The 16,809-nt window shown below is 55.7% G+C and carries 10 protein-coding genes, 1 tRNA gene and 1 pseudogene; 4 read left to right on the top strand and 8 right to left on the bottom strand.

What is annotated here, in order from left to right; genetic code table 11:
- Window positions 1–34: 34 nt before the first annotated feature.
- The 4 genes and pseudogenes from pgaD to pgaA form a co-directional block, all read right to left on the bottom strand.
- Window positions 35–466, bottom strand: a pseudogene (gene pgaD / locus N2K86_RS18385) (poly-beta-1,6-N-acetyl-D-glucosamine biosynthesis protein PgaD).
- A complete protein-coding gene (pgaC, locus tag N2K86_RS18380; RefSeq protein ID WP_260659552.1) occupies window positions 466–1,794 on the bottom strand; it encodes a poly-beta-1,6-N-acetyl-D-glucosamine synthase in 1,329 nt (442 codons plus the stop codon). The pseudogene pgaD and the gene pgaC overlap by 1 nt, the downstream one beginning before the upstream one ends.
- The gene (gene pgaB / locus N2K86_RS18375) at window positions 1,787–3,724 is read right to left on the bottom strand and encodes a poly-beta-1,6-N-acetyl-D-glucosamine N-deacetylase PgaB (RefSeq protein WP_260659551.1); all 1,938 of its coding nucleotides are present in this window, start codon (window positions 3,722–3,724) and stop codon (window positions 1,787–1,789) included. Before pgaB ends, pgaC begins: the two co-directional genes overlap by 8 nt.
- Before the next feature lie 8 nt (window positions 3,725–3,732).
- Window positions 3,733–6,171, bottom strand: a complete 2,439-nt coding sequence (gene pgaA, locus N2K86_RS18370; protein WP_260659550.1) for a poly-beta-1,6 N-acetyl-D-glucosamine export porin PgaA — start codon at window positions 6,169–6,171, stop codon at window positions 3,733–3,735.
- 672 nt (window positions 6,172–6,843) lie between these two features.
- Between pgaA and N2K86_RS18365 the strand changes: the two genes are divergently transcribed.
- Window positions 6,844–7,371, top strand: a complete 528-nt coding sequence (locus N2K86_RS18365) for a helix-turn-helix transcriptional regulator (RefSeq protein WP_260661726.1) — start codon at window positions 6,844–6,846, stop codon at window positions 7,369–7,371.
- A gap of 61 nt (window positions 7,372–7,432) precedes the next feature.
- Here N2K86_RS18365 and N2K86_RS18360 read toward each other — a convergent pair whose 3' ends face one another.
- Complete coding sequence (locus N2K86_RS18360) at window positions 7,433–10,465, bottom strand: autotransporter outer membrane beta-barrel domain-containing protein (RefSeq protein WP_260659549.1); 3,033 nt, start codon at window positions 10,463–10,465, stop codon at window positions 7,433–7,435.
- A 114-nt stretch (window positions 10,466–10,579) separates the two neighbouring features.
- The gene (locus N2K86_RS18355; RefSeq protein ID WP_010435531.1) at window positions 10,580–10,894 is read right to left on the bottom strand and encodes a lipoprotein; all 315 of its coding nucleotides are present in this window, start codon (window positions 10,892–10,894) and stop codon (window positions 10,580–10,582) included.
- 175 nt (window positions 10,895–11,069) lie between these two features.
- Between N2K86_RS18355 and N2K86_RS18350 the strand changes: the two genes are divergently transcribed.
- A complete protein-coding gene (locus tag N2K86_RS18350) occupies window positions 11,070–11,702 on the top strand; it encodes a response regulator transcription factor (protein ID WP_260659548.1) in 633 nt (210 codons plus the stop codon).
- Window positions 11,699–13,486, top strand: coding sequence for a hybrid sensor histidine kinase/response regulator (locus N2K86_RS18345; protein WP_260659547.1), 1,788 nt, complete (start codon window positions 11,699–11,701; stop codon window positions 13,484–13,486). Before N2K86_RS18350 ends, N2K86_RS18345 begins: the two co-directional genes overlap by 4 nt.
- 79 nt (window positions 13,487–13,565) lie before the next feature.
- Here the strand turns inward: N2K86_RS18345 and N2K86_RS18340 are convergent.
- Together N2K86_RS18340 and N2K86_RS18335 are read right to left on the bottom strand one after the other, a co-directional pair.
- Window positions 13,566–13,641 (bottom strand) — tRNA-Phe (locus tag N2K86_RS18340).
- A gap of 95 nt (window positions 13,642–13,736) precedes the next feature.
- Window positions 13,737–14,450, bottom strand: coding sequence for a DUF554 domain-containing protein (locus tag N2K86_RS18335; protein WP_260661725.1), 714 nt, complete (start codon window positions 14,448–14,450; stop codon window positions 13,737–13,739).
- Window positions 14,451–14,631: 181 nt separating this feature from the next.
- On the opposite strand from N2K86_RS18335, the gene N2K86_RS18330 reads away from it, so the two are divergent.
- The gene (locus N2K86_RS18330; RefSeq protein ID WP_260659546.1) at window positions 14,632–16,767 is read left to right on the top strand and encodes an ornithine decarboxylase; all 2,136 of its coding nucleotides are present in this window, start codon (window positions 14,632–14,634) and stop codon (window positions 16,765–16,767) included.
- The last annotated feature ends 42 nt before the right edge of the window (window positions 16,768–16,809 follow it).

Raw genomic sequence — 16,809 nt, 5'->3', positions numbered from 1 at the left:
AAGCCCCCGCAGGGCATCCTGCAGGGGCTTTTCGTTACTGTTCTTCCTCTTCCTGCCCATTGATCTTCAGATCGATGATGCGGCCAATCTGGTCGTGGTACACCGTCAGCAGGTTGTACTGGCTCATTTCAGATATGATCTGCGGTGAAACATTAAAGCTGCGCGCCAGCTCCTCCTGGTGAAAATAGCCCGGCTGACGCCGTCTCACGTGGGCGCGGCGGCGGTTGTACTGATACCACAAAATCAGCAGTCAGCCGTTGAGCGCGGCGAACAGCAAATAGATCAACACCGTATTAAAGGACGCAATAATCACGCCCCAGCGGTGGTCGCTCTCATCGGTTAGCTGCATCCAGAGCCGGGCATACAGGAAAAACAGAAATCCTCCCCACGCCACCAGCGTTAACGCGGCATCGAAAAGGCGTGGCAATAGCCGATGCTCGGTCAAAATTAAGGTATTTTCGTTCATTAAATGCTTCCTTTTCCCCGGTCCGGACTGATCCAGCGCGCGCGGGCGCGCTGACGTTTAAGCATGACTTTTGGAAACGCGACGAGGGTGGTGAACAGGCCGATCATCCAGTACACCATCGGGAACCAGATCACCCAGAAAAGCGAGCTGGCCACTTTTCGTTCATAGCGCCGCTCGATGTACAGGCTGACCAGGAACTGCAGCAGGCACATCACGCCCAGCAGCAGCCCGGTAAACTCCGGTGGAAAAAGGTTTTCCACGGTCAGCCTGGCGGGAACAGGCGCGACATGACTGATGATGAACAGCAGCACCGTCATCGCGTACGCGAAGGCCCAAAGCGTTGACAGCGCGTACTCCATAAACAGGGGCCACATGCGGTGATGCTCCCAGCGCACAATCTTGCGAAGGTTGACCAGAAACACCTCCGCGCCGCCCTGGGCCCAGCGAAGACGCTGTTTCCACAGGCCCTTCAGCGTCTCCGGCATCAGGATCCAGCACAGCGCCCGCGGCTCGAAAAAGATATCCCAGTGGCGCAGCTGGAGCTTCCAGCTGATGTCGATGTCTTCGGTGATCATGTCCGGGCTCCAGTACCCGACGTCCGCCAGCGCCTGTCGGCGAAAGGCGGCGATGACGCCGGAGACGGTAAAGACCCGGCCATAGATCCGCTGCGTCCGCTTAATGAGCCCAATAATGGATGAGAACTCGCCCACCTGAATACGGCCAATCAGCGTGGAGCGCGTGCGAATACGCGGGTTCCCGGTGACTGCCCCGACGTGGGGATACTGAATCAGCGGGGCCACCAGATAAGCGGCGGTATCGCGATCGAGCAGGGCGTCGCCGTCAATGCAGACCAGCAGATCGCCCCGGGCCGCCGCTGCCCCGGCTTTGAGCGCCAGCGCTTTCCCCTGGTTCTCCGCGAGGTTAATCACCCGCAGGCGCGGCTGTTCCTGCGCCAGCGCCTGCAGAACCTGCGCAGTGTTATCAGACGAGCCGTCGTTGATGGCGATGACTTCTATATTTTCATACCGCTGATCCAGCGCGGCGCTGATGGTCTCCCGGGCATTCCTTCCCTCGTTGAAGCAGGGGATAAGAATGGAAATGAGCGGCTCACCCGCGAGCGTCGGGGCGGGCGTGTCTTTATCCCACGACCAGTGGCGTTCAAGCTGATACCAGAAATAGAGGCCGCCGGTTATCCAGAGCACCGACATGAACAGCGGCCAGAAAAACACAAAATCCAGAATCAGTTCGCCGGTAAAGAGGGCGGCCACGCCTAATGGCAACCCGAATACCAGACATAAAATAGAGAATGCGATAATGCGATCAGTCATTGTCAGGGTACCAGTACGAAGAAAATTCAGGCCTGATGCGTGAGATATCAGGTTGGTTGTTGAGGAAGTCGTCGGGGTAGTAACCGTAGTTTTTGACGCCGTTCAGCTGGAGCACGCGCATCCACTGCACAAGCTGGCTATCGGCAACGGCGCGCTGCGGTTTCTGCTCCCAGTCCCTGGCCTGTAGCTCAAAAATCGTTTTATCGAGCGCGCCGGGACGCGCGGCGACCGCGTTAACCAGACGCGTCAGCCAGGCATCGCTCTCGTCTGCCGGAACGGACTCCATCAGCGGCATGGCCATTGGCACCGTCCAGTCATACTCCGCCAGAAAATCATCAAGATTCTGCGCGAACCACGCTTCGCTTTCGGGCTGCAGAATGGGTAAGGCGAACATGTTGCGGGCGGTTTTTATCTGCGGGCCACGGATGTTTTTCACCGCCTGGCTCAGCGTGCGGGTAAAGCCGATAAGCCGCTGGCTCTTCTGGCGAGTCGTATTCTGCCCGGCATCGTCCACGTCCGTCAGCACCGCATCGTCATGGAACAAAATCCCGTTGAAGCTGGCATAGCGGGCCAGATCTTCATAGATATCCGTCACCTGCTGGCGCACCTGCGGATCCCACGGGGAGAGCCGGATATAGGGCTCGGTGGCTTCGCGCAGCTGGCCGGTTTGACGATCCCGGCGCTGCACGCGCGGCAGGGAAGGATCGAGATCGAACGAGAGCACCGGCATCCACGCGAAGACTTTTACCCCCGCGCGGGTTTGTAGCTGCCAGGCGACAAAATTAAAGAGATCGGCCCGGACCGGCAGCCGACGGTTGGGGAAATAGAGCGCCGTGATCCTGCCGTCCCCCTGCGGATCGGCAAACGCCTGCAGGAAAACATGGCTGATTTTCATGTCATAGACCCGCTGGATCAGCCTGTTGATGTTTTGGGTCTGCTGGGCCGGATCGGGATCGTAAACGTAGTCGAGATCGACGTGCATGACGCGCACGGGATCGCGCTCCTGAACCTGGCTGACCGTACTGGCAAACGCCTTGAGCGAGGGATTGCCGGCGATCAGCAAACGGGGGATGTTCCCCAGCTCCTGCACGTTCCCCAGCCCGTCCTCAAGGGTGAAGGCCAGCTGATAACCCTGCTGTCTGGCGATAGCGAGCGACGTACCGTTGGCGGCGCCGTAGGGCCAGACCCAGGCGCGCGGCGCTTTGCCCGTCACCTGCGTGATTTTTTCAGTCACTTTGCGAACGTCATCGCCGATCCGCTGGTTGAACTGCCGATCGGTTTCATAGCGGCCCGTCGCTTTATCGTAAAAGCGGTTGGCAATGGCCGGTTCGCGGCTGCCCTGCGGGTTGGCCGGAATGCCGTAATGCGAGGCCCAGGTATGCGACCCGATCTCAATCAGCGGGGACTGGCTGAGCTCGCGCACCATGTCCCACGTCGCGAAGCGATCGCGGGGCGTCATCAGACCGCCGAAGTTAACTTTTTGATTTGCCGGCGTATCGACCCAGCTGCCCACCGGCGCCCACAGCGCAGGAACGTTCCATGCCTGAAGAAGCGGCCAGACGCGGGTGTAGAAGCTGCTGTAGCCGTCGTCAAAGCTGAGCAGAACGGCTTTCGGCGGCAGCGTTTTTTTCCCGGCATGGGCATCGAGAATGTCCTGCACGCTGATGGCGTGATAGCCGTTGTGCAGAAGCCAGCTTATTTGCTCGTTTAACGCGCTGGTGCGCACGGAGAGGTAGCGCTGGTCGGCGGCATCGTCTTCAACGTCGTGGTAGGCCAGCACCAGAAACTGGTTCTTCGGCCAGGGTTTACTCGCCTCCAGCTGCGGCCGTGCTTTGGGCGCAATGAACGAGATCGCCTGCGCGCAAACGCTCGCGCTAAGGCAGAGCCAGCCGATGAGTATCAGGCTCACGGAAAAACGTGTGTTCAGCATATTCATCCTTAAAAGCGTAAAGTCGCGTCAAACGTGACGGAGAGGTTGCTCTCGCGTTTGCCGTCGTAAGGGCGTTTATCCCAGTTCAGCATCACGCCGGTATCAATAACGTTGTTCCACTGAACGCGTTGTCCGTAACCCAGCAGGGCGATGGCACCAGCGGACTGATTTTGCTGCCAGTAGCTGCCGCCTCCCGCCACGAACTGCTGGCTCCAGAGGGTGTCGTAATGGCGGACCATCTCATGGTCAACGGCCAGGGCCGCCGTCACGGACAGATCCCGCGCCGGGTTGTAATAGAGCGTGTCGCGCAGGCTGTTTTTGCTGGCAGCGATCCCCGGTTCGAGATCCAGAGTCAGGGACGGTGTTTGCCAGAGACGTTCCTTGCCCGTGAGGGTGTATTCCTGGCGGCGGTTATGATCGGAGAAGCGGCTGAGGGCGGCGCTGAACTGGTACTCACGCCGCTCGTTTTGATACCAGCGCACCCCGCCTTCGCCCCGGTTGGCGCTAATTCCGTTGCGTAACGCCCGAAGAGGCGTAGTGCGGGACAGGCGTTCGAGGCTGCCGCTGACCTGCCAGTTATCCGTCAGGCTGTACGTGGTCGAGAGGCGAGCCCCCGGCTTGTTTTCCCCGTGATAGCGGTTGCTGGAGAGTTCGGCTTCGAGCTGGAGGTCGCGTGGCCGCCATTCGACGCCGCCCAAAAGGTGACGGCTGGTGCCTTTGCCTTCATCGAAATTACTCTGCGCGTAGCGGGTGCCCGCAAACAGCCGCCAGCTTTCCGCAACGGGCGGGCCATAGAGCGTAGCGTCCCAGCTCAGGTCGTGTGTCCCGCTGACGGGACTATCGGAGTGCAAACCCTTGCTTGCGTTGAGGCGCAGTTCGGACATGTGGTGGACCGCTCTGAGCCTGTCGAGACGCCTGGCGCTGCGATCGGCGGGCGCGCGAGCCAGCACGTCGTCGGCCAGTAAATCCATCTGTCGCCACTCCTGCAGATCCATCGCGACGTAGGCCTGCTGCTGCTCCAGTTCCAGATTCGAGGGCTCCAGCGCCTCCGCCATTTTCAGTTTTTGCTCGGCCGCGCGCGGCAGGCCCCGCGCCTGAAGCAGGGTGGCGTAGTCAATCTGTAACCCCTGATTGCCCGGCGCCGTCGTCGCCAGATGGTGCGCCAGCGTTTCGGCTTCCGGCAGGGCATTCGTTGCCAGCAAATAGTTAAAACGGAGCGACTGCCCGGTAAGCCACCGATCGTTCGGCTGAGGGGTAGGGGAGCCAAAATCGTAACGGGTCCAGGGGACATCGCGGGTCTGACGCTCCACGTACTGGCGGGCGGACTGATATTCTCCCGTATCCAGCCAGGCGTAGAAAAGCGCGTGCTCCTCATCCTGCGGGTCGGAAGCGTATTGCGGATAACGTTGCAGAAGCGAGAAGGCGGCGGCCGCGTTTTTCTCCTGCAGATACGCGGAGATCACCCAGCCGATTGCCCAGCCCGGCACCGGATGCCGGGCTGCCGTCAGATCCTGATATTCACGGATGACCCGCGGATAATCGGCATGGGCATACAGCGCGCCGAGCCTGTCGATACGCGCAAGGGCGACGTCTTCCGCGGCCTGCGGCTCGTTTTGCCAGCGAGCAAGCAGGGTGTCGTAACGATTCAGTGCGGTTTGCGCAAGCTGCAGGCGCTCCTTTTCTGTTCTGCCAGGCACATCGGCAAGGCGAACCTGTTCGGCGGCGGCATTACGCTCAAGACGGCGACGCTCCGCGGGGGACAGCGTCACGCTTTGTGAAAGCTGGAGCGCGGGGGTATTCACCCGGTTATCCGTAAGCGCGTCGAGCAGCTCGCTGAGGAGCGCTTTATTCTCAGGTGCGATATTCAGCGCGCGCGTGTCTGCCAGAAGCCGATCCCAGCTTTTTCCCTGGCGTAACCAGACATACGAGAGCGTCTGAAGATGCGCCTGAGAGGGATTTTCCGCCACCAGCCGTCGGGCTTCCTGCAGGGCAAGCGTATCCATGCGGGCATCGGCCAGGGTTTTGATGTAGCCGATACGATAATCGTCGTTTTCCGGCGCAAGGCTACGCGCCTCTTTCCAGAGCGTGAGGGCCGGCTGCCATGCTTTTTGATTTCGCCTGGATTGCGCGACGGCAGCAACGCCACGGGCGGGCAGCGGCATATAAATGCCGTAACGCTGCCACACCTGAATAACCTCGTCATCATGACCCGCCCAGGCTGCCACCTGTAACCAGTCCGCTACCTGTTCAGGTGTCAGTGCATGCTGCTGCTGATAACGCTGAAGATAATCGAGAAACGGCGTGTAATTACCGTTACGCGCCTGTTGAATCTGTTGCTCATAAACGGATTCAGTCGCCTGAGCCAGAACAGGAAAGAGGAATAACAGGAACAATAATGTTGGGGCGCGATAAAAGAATAACGTATTGAAGCGAAGCGATCTTTCCATATCTATTTGCCATTTGTTTATCATGAATCCATTGCATAACACGGCCGCCTTTAAACTCAGCGTTAAAGGCCATAAATGAGAACATTAAATCTAAATGCAGTGATGTTACGGGATACTTACCTAAAGGTAATTATGGATCCTTATCTTAGGGGATTGGGTGAAAGCTAATGTACACCTGATATGTTGCCTGATAAATATGTTGAAAAGCGGGTTTATCGTTTTGAGATAATTCTGTATCGAGCGGTTTTTGACGTTTTTATTGAATTGATGAGTTATTTGTAACTCATTGAAAGTTATTTATTTTATTTTTATTGTGACAGCCTGGGATATATTTTTTATGTGGTTTTGTTGTGTCAATTAAAGTACTTTCTTGTGCATATTTGGGAAGTTTCATGACAAAAATTCTTAATGTTCAGAGAAGTGACTTTTCTGCGATTGTTTTTTATTTATAATTAATGGCAGACATTGAATGATAGTCTACAGGAAGTCTTTCTCATCAATGTCTGTATTGAGGGATATCCAAAGCCAGAATACATTTATCGTTAAAATAACAGCGCTATAAAACGAAGGCGGCCTTCTTTTTGAAGGATCGTTCTTGCTTTAATCTAAAAGGGATGGTTAGTGGCAACTTCAATAGTGTTAGTGACTCAGGATCGCTACCTTGCCAGGGGGATGCGGATATTTTTTCCGGATATTATCCTTCTCGACAAGATTGACAGAAACATATTTGATAACGGTGCAGATGAATATTCTGTGTTGATTGATAGCCGTTCTCCGCTCCGTTTATATGATTACCTGATACGCCATCCGGCCAGAACGAAAAAAACAATCTGCTGCGTTATGCTTGATATGCGACACCGCGAGGAGAATCTGCTCAGTATGACGTTATTTATGAACACGTCGCTCACCGCGCCGGATATGGCCTCGCTGTTTAATCTGATTCTCAATATGAAGGGCAGGCGCCTGACCACGAGGTGGCTGCTTAATTTACGGCCTGGCAAGCACGAAGCGGTCATGCTGCGGTTGCTGAGGGCAGGGATGTCGATGGAAGCCATTGCCGATGAGCTGAATACGTCGGTGAAAAGCCTCTATCGCAAACGAACGACGCTCTCTGAACGCCTGGGAGCGGAGAATTTCAACGAGGCGTGTTTGTTTATCTTTAAAAACAAACTGCTGGATACGGTTGGGAACGATCCCTGAATTCCTGAGTGCCAAAAAGCAAGAACCCGCCACAAGGGCGGGTTCTTTTAATAGAAATAATTCAGAACGACCAGCGCAGGTTAGCGTTAACCGCGTTGACGCGGGTATCCGCACCATATTGCCCCTGATAGCCCACATCCAGCGTCGCAGCTCGCGACAGCTGTACGCTCACACCGATATCACCCACCATCACGTCCTCATCCACGGCCTGCCCCTGAGTAATGAACGCGTCGCTGCCCGCAAACGCCATGCGCGAAGAGGTATTCTTATCGCCATAGGCATGCTGCCAGCCCAACGAACCGTAGAGGTTAACGTTCTTCGGTAGCTCGGTCACACCGCGCACCCCGAGGGTGGAATAGAAGGTGTTCATCGTTTCGTTACGTACGCTCAGCGCGGCGGCACCGCCGTCTTCCCTGAAGCTGTCGGTATGCAGTCTGACGTACGATAAATTGACGAACGGCTCAATATTCATATCAGGCTGGCCGAAACGATAGCCCGCTTCGGTGAACGCCAGCAGCGAGTTGGCGTCGTAATCCGACTTCAGACGATCCGAGAAGCCGCTGAAATCAACATTGCGCTCGCCTTCGATCTTGTGCCAGGTATAACCCAGCGCGCCGCGCAGGGAGAACGCATCCTGTTGACCCGCCGCATACAGGCCAAGATGGTAGTTGTCGGTATCCGTTGAGGAACGACGGCTATCGACGTCGTAATCACCGCGGCTGTAGCCGAAGTAGCCACCGACACGCACGTTATGGTCCGCCAGCTTGCGATCTGCCCCCAGCAGGAAGCCAGTCGTGTTGCCGTCCAGCTTGCCCACGTTACCGTCGCCGTTGTTTCGGCCCCATGAACTGAAGGTCTGACCCCAGACGCCGTTATTGAGTGGCTCCGGCTGCTGCACCAGCGACATCGCTAACGGTGGTATCGACAGGCTGTCGTTATCAAATGCGCGCTGCATGCGCTGGTTTAACACGTTAAACACCTGCGTGCTGCCAGCGATCAGGTTGGACTGTATTGACGGATAAACTTCACCGGACAGCTGGTTGAATGCCTCGCGCGCTTCCGGCGCGCTCAGCACCAGCAGCGAGTTGTATAGCGCCAGTGACGGGCCGCTTTGCGTCAGCGTGGAGAGCGCGCCGGCGGTATTCCACTGGTTGCTGCTTTTGGCCACGGTCTGGAAAATTCCCGGCTTACCGCTGCCCGGATTTTCTCCGCCCGGGTTCTCACCGCCTGGGTTTTCCCCTCCTGGATTCTCACCGCCCGGGTTCTCACCGCCTGGGTTTTCCCCTCCTGGATTCTCACCCCCCGGGTTTTCGCCTCCAGGATTCTCGCCACCGGTCTCTTTCTGCGCGATGGTCAGATCGATGGCGTTGGTGCTCTGGTTGAGCGCCACGTCCAGGAAGGCAGATTTGGATATCGCCCCCGCGAACTGACCGTCAATTCCCCCGTCGGAGGTTAAAATGCGATAGCTTTGACCCGTTTTGTAGCTGGTTTGCGGATCCAGCGCGGTGACCTGTACTTTCGCCTGCTCGCTGATGGTCGTTTTGCCTGCTACCAGCAGCTGGTCGCTGCGGCCATCACCGGCGATATCGACGTCATAGAAAGACTCACCCACAAAATTCAGATAACGTTTCAGCGTCAGCGTGCCGATATCGCCATCCCCTGGTGAGATATGCCCGCCGGACAGGATCTCGGTCTGGCCCAGCGTGCCGTTCCCCCCCAGCGTGCCGCCGTCTTTGATTGACGCGGCGCTGCTGTAGCCCAGCCCGTTGCTAACGTCGGATCCCGCCGTCGCGTTGAGGATCAGCGTCCCGCCGTTCTCGGCGCTAAGGGTCTGAATATCAAAAATATCGTCTTCTGGCTGTGTGTTGATATTGCTGGCAATAATGACTTTGCCACCGCGCGCGGTCACGTTCGCCTGCAGAGCTGAAAGATCGCCGTTCAGCGTTGTCTGCCCGGAGGTATTGATCACCTCGCCTTCACCGCTCATCTTGTTGCTGAAGACGTAATTTCCGTCGGTATGGTTGAAGTAGACATAGCTGCCGAAAAGCCCGCCACGCAGGCTGATTGCCGTATTCGCATCGAGAGTACCCGCGCCGCCCGCTGTGCCAAGCGTTGGCTCAGTTAAACCCGTGCCAGTGTCCATATTGCCGCGGCTGCCGATGATGAGCGCGCCCCGGTTCGAACCGGAACCCGAAGTCCCCACGATCAGCGTATTGCTGCCGGCGGAAAATGAACCGCCGTCAATCACAGACAGCACGCCATTGCCATAATCGCCCACGCTCACGTTGCTACCGCTGGTAAAGCGCGAGCCTTTGCCCGCAATAACCAGCTCGGCGGTTTTACCCGCCCCGGAGACGCCCGCCACCTGCACCTCGCCAACGTTAACCGTTCCGCCGTTCAGCACGTCCAGGTCGCCATAAAGCGTCAATGTACGGCCAACATTCCACTGCGAGCCGCTCCCCGTGACGGTGGCTTTCGGGCTCAGCGTGTCGGTTTCACCCGGCCCGGTACCGTTGCCGATGCGCGCATCGTAGGCGGTGCTGAGCGCCGCGCCGTCTTCAATCGCTAGCGTGGAGCGTGCCCCCAGATCGGTGCCTACGCTGAGAAAATTACTGGTCACGCGAGAACCGGCACCCGTGGCGATAAGGTGGCTGTCGTAGCCGCGGGTGGCGCCGACAACGATCTCCTTCGCGCTCGCCAGCGCGCCCTCTTCGACACGAAGGGTGCCGAGGCCAAGATTCAGGTCACCGCGCAGGACGTACCGATCGTTCACCGCGTTAAGTTCAGCGTTTGGCCCACGAACCGTGACCACGCTTTCATAAATTTGGCCGTCGAATAGTCGACCGATATTGATGTTATAGGCCGTGATTTTGCCATTATCGATCAGCAGGTTTCCGCGTTGATTACGTCCAACGTAAACATCTCCGGTGTAACCCAGCGTTTCGGTAATACGCGCGTCGCCATCAAAAATTGCATCGGCTGCACGTGCGAAATCGGCAGGTGAAAGCAGTAACAGCGGCGCGGAAAATAGAGCGAGGTAAAGTCTGGAAAGCGGTGTCTTAACCGCTAAAGCATGCGATGTAGAGTTATTCACGGGCTATCTCCGTACTCATTAGCGTGATGTCTGGAAAATCGTTTTTATGAAAACTCAGATACGTCAGAAAATATAAAAGGCGTTATTTATGTACGCCTTTTGATTTGAAGTTAATTATTTATGAGTGACAACAGGGGTACAGGTTGGTGCGCTCAGCGTCGGTGCGGATCCTAAAATCCCCGGCATCATCATCGATGAGCAATCGAAAATACGCCCTTTTTCCGTCGTAGCGCGATAAGACAGCTTTTGTCCGCCCAGTGCGTCCGGTTGGGCGCCATTAACATTGGTCACGGTTATTTCATCCGATGAACCCAGCCCCAGCATTTTAGCGGTCTCCGCCTGCAGGAGTGGAATCGCCTGATCGGTTTTCAGCGTGGAACAACCGGTTAGCATCAACGTGACGGTTAAAAAGACGAGAGGTTTTTTCATAAATTATCCTTGATATCCAATCAGTTAATTTCACTGATTGTATTTATGTTTTCATTTATTCAAATCAGCGAATAATATATTTCCCTTTCCTAATCGAAAAAACCCTCCTAAAGTAGGGTGGGTAGATAATAATTCAACTGTACTCTCAGATATGCGAAGGTTAAAGGAGGACCCTTTGGGACAGAATTATGCGTTGGTCGTCGATGACCATCCATTGGTAGCAAGCGGCATCGCCAATTTTCTGATTACACATTGCCAATTTAAGCAGGCATATGTGGTGACGAATGAAGACGATTGCTACCGTCAAATTAGGGATAATGGCCCGCCACGTTTGCTGGTAATCGATTTTTGGCTCTCGTCCGGAACGGCGTTGAAATTACTCAAAGAAGTGAAACAACTTTACCCACAGATACGACTCCTGGTGGTCAGCGGGGATGACAATAACGATCTCTGGCGGAAAGTTCATGCCGCCGGGGGGCACGGTTTTGTATTGAAAAGTGAACCGCCTGAAATGTTCTCACAGGCCGTTTTCGCACTCACTAATAATGTGATCTGGTTCCCTGATGGAAGTGAAATTCCCGTTCAGTCGAATAATGAGAAGTTAAGTAAATTTAACCTAACGCCGCGGCAAATAGATGTATTAAATATGATTATGCGTGGCCTTCCAAATAAAAGAATCGCTGCGCAGCTTTCAATTTCTGAGCCCACGGTCAAAGAACACATCAGCAATATTTTGAAAAAGATAGGTGTTAACAGTAGGGTAGAGGCCATCACGCTTCTGCATGGCAAGCAGGAACCGTTGGAATGAGGTTTTTCCAGAGCTTACAGAACGATGGCATCTCTCCTCCGGCGCAGATCCGTTTGCTAAACAACACCTTTCTGCGGCTGGTGTTTAGCTTTAGCGCGGTGCCCTTTGTCGGGATTCCTTTCGCCATCTGGATTTATATGCTTGGGGATGACCTCGGCCCAACGATTACCTGGATAATAATTTATCTGCTATGTGCAGTGGCGATACGAATATTGCACCGACGCTATCAGCGCGAAGCGAAAGACAATATTGAAAAGGAGGTGCTGCGACGCTGGCTTCCGCGTATCAATAATATCGCCTTTGTTCACGGGCTGGGCATTTCATCACTCTATTTAATTACCCCGCAGACGCAGAACTTTGACTTTTTCCTGCTCCTTAATATCAGTATCGCCGCTATCGTCGCCGCCAATGCGACGCATCTGACGCCGGTTATCAGCACCTTTACGCGCTTTTTCTTCGCCTCCTGGGGGGTGCTGAACCTCGGCATTATCTGGCGGCTGGATGAGTTGATGTTCATCGTGCTCATGCTAAATTTGCTTTACGGCTTCGCGATTTACCGCCATGCATTAACTTCACACGCGTTCTTTATACAGCAGGCGCTTCTTGAGGAAAAAAGCTCGCGCCTGGCGGAACAGTTTCGTCAGGCCAAAGAGGACGCGGAGCAGGCTCTACTGGATAAAAATCAGTTTCTGACAACTGCCAGCCACGATCTGCGCCAGCCCGTGCACGCCATGGGTTTTCTGATCGAAGCCATTCTCCACCGAAACCGGGACGATAGCCTGACGCCGCAACTCCTTGACCTGCAGCAGAGCGTTCGTTCGGTACATTTAATGCTCAACTCTTTGCTCGATCTCAGCAAAATTGAATCCGGGAATGTACTTTCTGCCCCGACCAAAGTAGATATCTGCGCTCTGCTTGACTCGGTGATCACGCTGTTTCGCGAAGAGGCCAATAGCCGTGCCTTGCGGCTGTCTACCCGTCGACCCAAACGCCGCATCTACGTGACAGGCGATCCGCTGCTGGTGCGACAATCCCTGATTAACCTGATTCAAAACGCCCTTCGCTACACGCTAAAGGGGGGCGTACTGGTCGCCATCCGACCACGCGGTGAGGAGTGTATGGTAGAGGTGTGGGACACGGGTGTCGGTATCGCCGATGACGAAAAAGGTAAAATCTTCTCACCTTACTACCGCCCTGAGCTGGCATGGAAGATAGACAGCGCCGGACACGGGCTGGGACTGGCCGTAGTGGCCCGTTGTGCCAAGCTGATGAAGGTGAAGTACGGGATGCAATCCATTGAAGGTAAAGGTTCACGCTTCTGGATGCGCTTCGCTCAATATGCTGGCGAAGACATCGCGCTGGACACCCCACCCGCCAGTGACAGCACCGCCACGCCGGTACGCTATGCACCACTGCACGGTTCCTGCCTGGTCGTCGATGACGACCCGCTGGTGACGTCTGCCTGGGAGAGCCTGATGAGCGTATGGGGAATCAACGTGCGCTGCGCGGCCTCCGCTGAAGAAGCGTTCGCTATTATAGACGACGGCTTCACGCCGTTCGCCGTGCTGTGCGACCAGCGCCTGCGATCCGGCGAAAGCGGCTTCGACGTCCTTAAAGCGCTTTTTGAACGTCTGCCGGATATGAGCGGCGCGATAGTCAGCGGCGAATTTAATTCACCGGTTCTGCTGGAGGCAGAGCAGGAAGGGTACCTGGTGCTGCGTAAGCCTCTGGAGCCAGCTAAATTGTATGCGCTGCTGACGCAGTGGTCGGGATGTCGTGGGTAAAAGGGCGTGAAGAAGTATTGATTTTGGCGGGCTTAGAATGCAAAAACGGACCTCCGTGGAGGTCCGTTAATATGAAATTTGGTGCCCGGACTCGGAATCGAACCAAGGACACGGGGATTTTCAATCCCCTGCTCTACCGACTGAGCTATCCGGGCAACGGGGCGCATTAAACCCGATCTGCCCCGTGGCGTCAACGAAAAATGTTGTTTTCGTTACAGACTGCGCAATCTCTCACCATTTCGCCGCACTCTTAAGCGAAAAAGCGCGTCCAGAGCGCGGAGAGCGGCATGGCGAGCAGCAGCGCGGGCAGCATGTTCACCACGGCAAACATCTTAATCCCACAGATGCGCAACCCGGTAGCCAGCAGCAGCAGGCCGCCGACGGCGGTGAAGTCCGCCATCATCGCAGGCGTCGTCAGGGGCAGGATCAGCGTGGCGCAGGTGGCAAGCGCCAGCTGGATCAGCAGCATCGGCACGCAAATCGCGGCAACGGCAATACCGAGCGTGGTGGCAAAAATAGTGGCCGTAAAGAAATCAAGAAACGCCTTGGCAATCAATATGCTCGGATCACCGGTCATGCCTTCCTGCATTGAACCAAAAATCCCGGTGCCGCTGGCGCAAAACAGAATAATGATGGCGACGTAGTTTTGAATAAACGACTCGTGGGTGCCGTGTTTCGACTTGCCCGGGCGGGCAATCAGGTTTTTGGCTTTGCCTACCGCATTATTGATGCCTTTTTCCAGGTAGCAAAATTCACCAATGAGCGCGCCGAGCAGGGTCGCGAGCACCATGACGGGCAGGTTGGCGCATTTGATCACCAAAAGGATGCCGATACCTAACGAGGCCAGGCCAAATATGGAGGGCATAGAGGTGCGAATACGTTCCGGTAACCGCTGGCTTAACACTGCGCCGAGTACGCCGCCTAACAATACGGCACCGGCGTTGATAAAGGGTCCAATTACCACCATAAACTCCTGTTACTTAATCATTGGTATTGCATGATTATGACACGACAACGCTGTATTACGCTTAGTTTTGGAAGGCTAAGTGCATACTGATTCCTTCTTGCACCTAAAAATAAAAGGTGACATTATTGCGCGAATTTTCTCCTTCCTGTCTCACCGTTCGGTGAGGGTAACTGCGCTTATGAAAACCATGAAAATTGCCGTCAGCCGCGAGCTGGTCTCTACTGTGTCTACTCACCGGGAAATGGTGACGCTGGATAACACTGATTTTACCGATGTGGCGGCAGTCGTCATTACGGTCGCTGAAAGCTGTAGCGGCATCCTTGCGCTGCTGAAACGTACGGGCTTTCAGCTTCCGGTATTTATGTTCTCGCAGGAACCGACGAATGTTCCTGAAGGTGTCACTGCTGTAATAGCAGGAAAAGCGCAGGAGTTCCTGGAACTGGAGTCTGCCGCCTGCCGTTACGAAGAGGATCTGCTGCCGCCATTTTTCGACACCCTGAGCCAGTATGTCGCGATGGGCAACAGCACTTTTGCTTGCCCCGGGCATCAGCACGGCGCGTTTTTCAAAAAGCACCCCGCCGGGCGCCAGTTTTATGACTTCTTCGGTGAGAACGTGTTTCGTGCCGACATGTGCAACGCCGACGTAAAGCTGGGGGATTTGCTGATCCACGAAGGTTCCGCCAAGCACGCGCAAAAGTTCGCTGCAAAAGTCTTTAATGCCGATAAAACCTACTTCGTGCTGAACGGCACGTCCGCCGCGAATAAGGTTGTCACCAATGCGCTGCTGACCCGTGGTGACCTGGTGCTGTTCGACCGTAACAACCATAAATCGAATCATCACGGCGCGCTGATTCAGGCGGGGGCCACGCCGGTCTACCTTGAAGCGGCACGTAACCCATTTGGTTTTATCGGCGGGATTGACGAGCACTGCTTCGACGATGCGTATCTGCGAAATCTGATCCGTGACGTTGCCCCGGACAAGGCCGATGCGCCACGCCCGTTCCGTCTGGCCATCATTCAGCTGGGCACCTACGACGGGACGATCTACAACGCCCGTCAGGTGATCGACAAGATCGGCCACCTCTGCGACTACATCCTCTTTGACTCCGCCTGGGTGGGCTACGAGCAGTTTATCCCGATGATGGCGGAAACGTCCCCGCTGTTGCTGGAGTTGAACGAGAACGATCCAGGGATTTTCGTGACCCAGTCGGTGCATAAGCAGCAGGCCGGGTTCTCACAAACGTCGCAGATCCATAAAAAGGATAACCATATTCGCGGTCAGGCACGTTTCTGCCCGCACAAGCGGCTGAATAATGCCTTTATGCTGCATGCCTCAACCAGCCCGTTTTATCCGCTATTTGCGGCGCTGGATGTGAATGCCAAGATCCACGAAGGTGAAAGCGGACGCAGGCTGTGGGCGGAGTGCGTCGAGCTGGGTATTGAAGCGCGCAAGGCAATCATTGCCAACTGTCATATGATCAAACCCTTTATCCCACCGGTGGTGGCGGGGCGGCCGTGGCAGGATCATCCGACGCACGCTATCGCCAGCGAGCTGCGCTTCTTCAGCTTTGAGCCGGGCGCGAACTGGCACGGTTTTGAAGGCTACGCCCGTGACCAGTATTTTGTTGACCCGTGCAAGCTGCTGCTGACCACGCCGGGTATTGATGCTGAAACCGGTAACTACACCGAGTTTGGTATCCCGGCGACGATCCTGGCGCACTACCTGCGTGAGAACGGCATCGTGCCGGAGAAGTGCGATCTCAACTCAATCCTGTTCCTGCTGACCCCTGCCGAAAGCAGCGAGAAGCTGGCGCAGCTGGTGGCGATGCTGGGACAGTTTGAACAGCACATTGAAGACGATACGCCGCTGGCCGACGTGCTGCCGACCATCTACCAGAAATATCCCGTGCGCTACCGTGATTACACGATCCGCCAGCTGTGCCAGGAGATGCACGATCTCTACGTTAGCTTTAACGTGAAAGATCTGCAAAAGGCGATGTTCCGCCGGGAAAGCTTCCCTGACGTCGTGGTGAACCCGCAGGATGCCAACCAGGAGTATATTCGCGGGAACGTGGAGCTGGTGCGTATTCGTGATGCCGGAGGACGCATTGCCGCTGAAGGCGCGCTGCCGTATCCGCCTGGCGTGCTGTGTGTGGTGCCGGGCGAAATCTGGGGTGGGGCGGTACAGCGCTATTTTCTGGCGCTGGAGGAGGGCATCAATATGCTGCCGGGCTTCTCGCCAGAGCTGCAGGGGGTATACAGCGAGAAGGATGCCGACGGGATTAAGCGGCTTTATGGGTATGTATTAAAGTAGGCCCCCTCACCCTAACCCTCTCCCCAAAGGGGAGAGGGGATT

Source organism: Enterobacter mori, from assembly GCF_025244905.1.
Lineage (GTDB): Bacteria > Pseudomonadota > Gammaproteobacteria > Enterobacterales > Enterobacteriaceae > Enterobacter > Enterobacter mori_A.
Note: the sequence above shows the minus strand (reverse complement) of the source record. Positions and strands in the feature narration are given on the sequence as shown.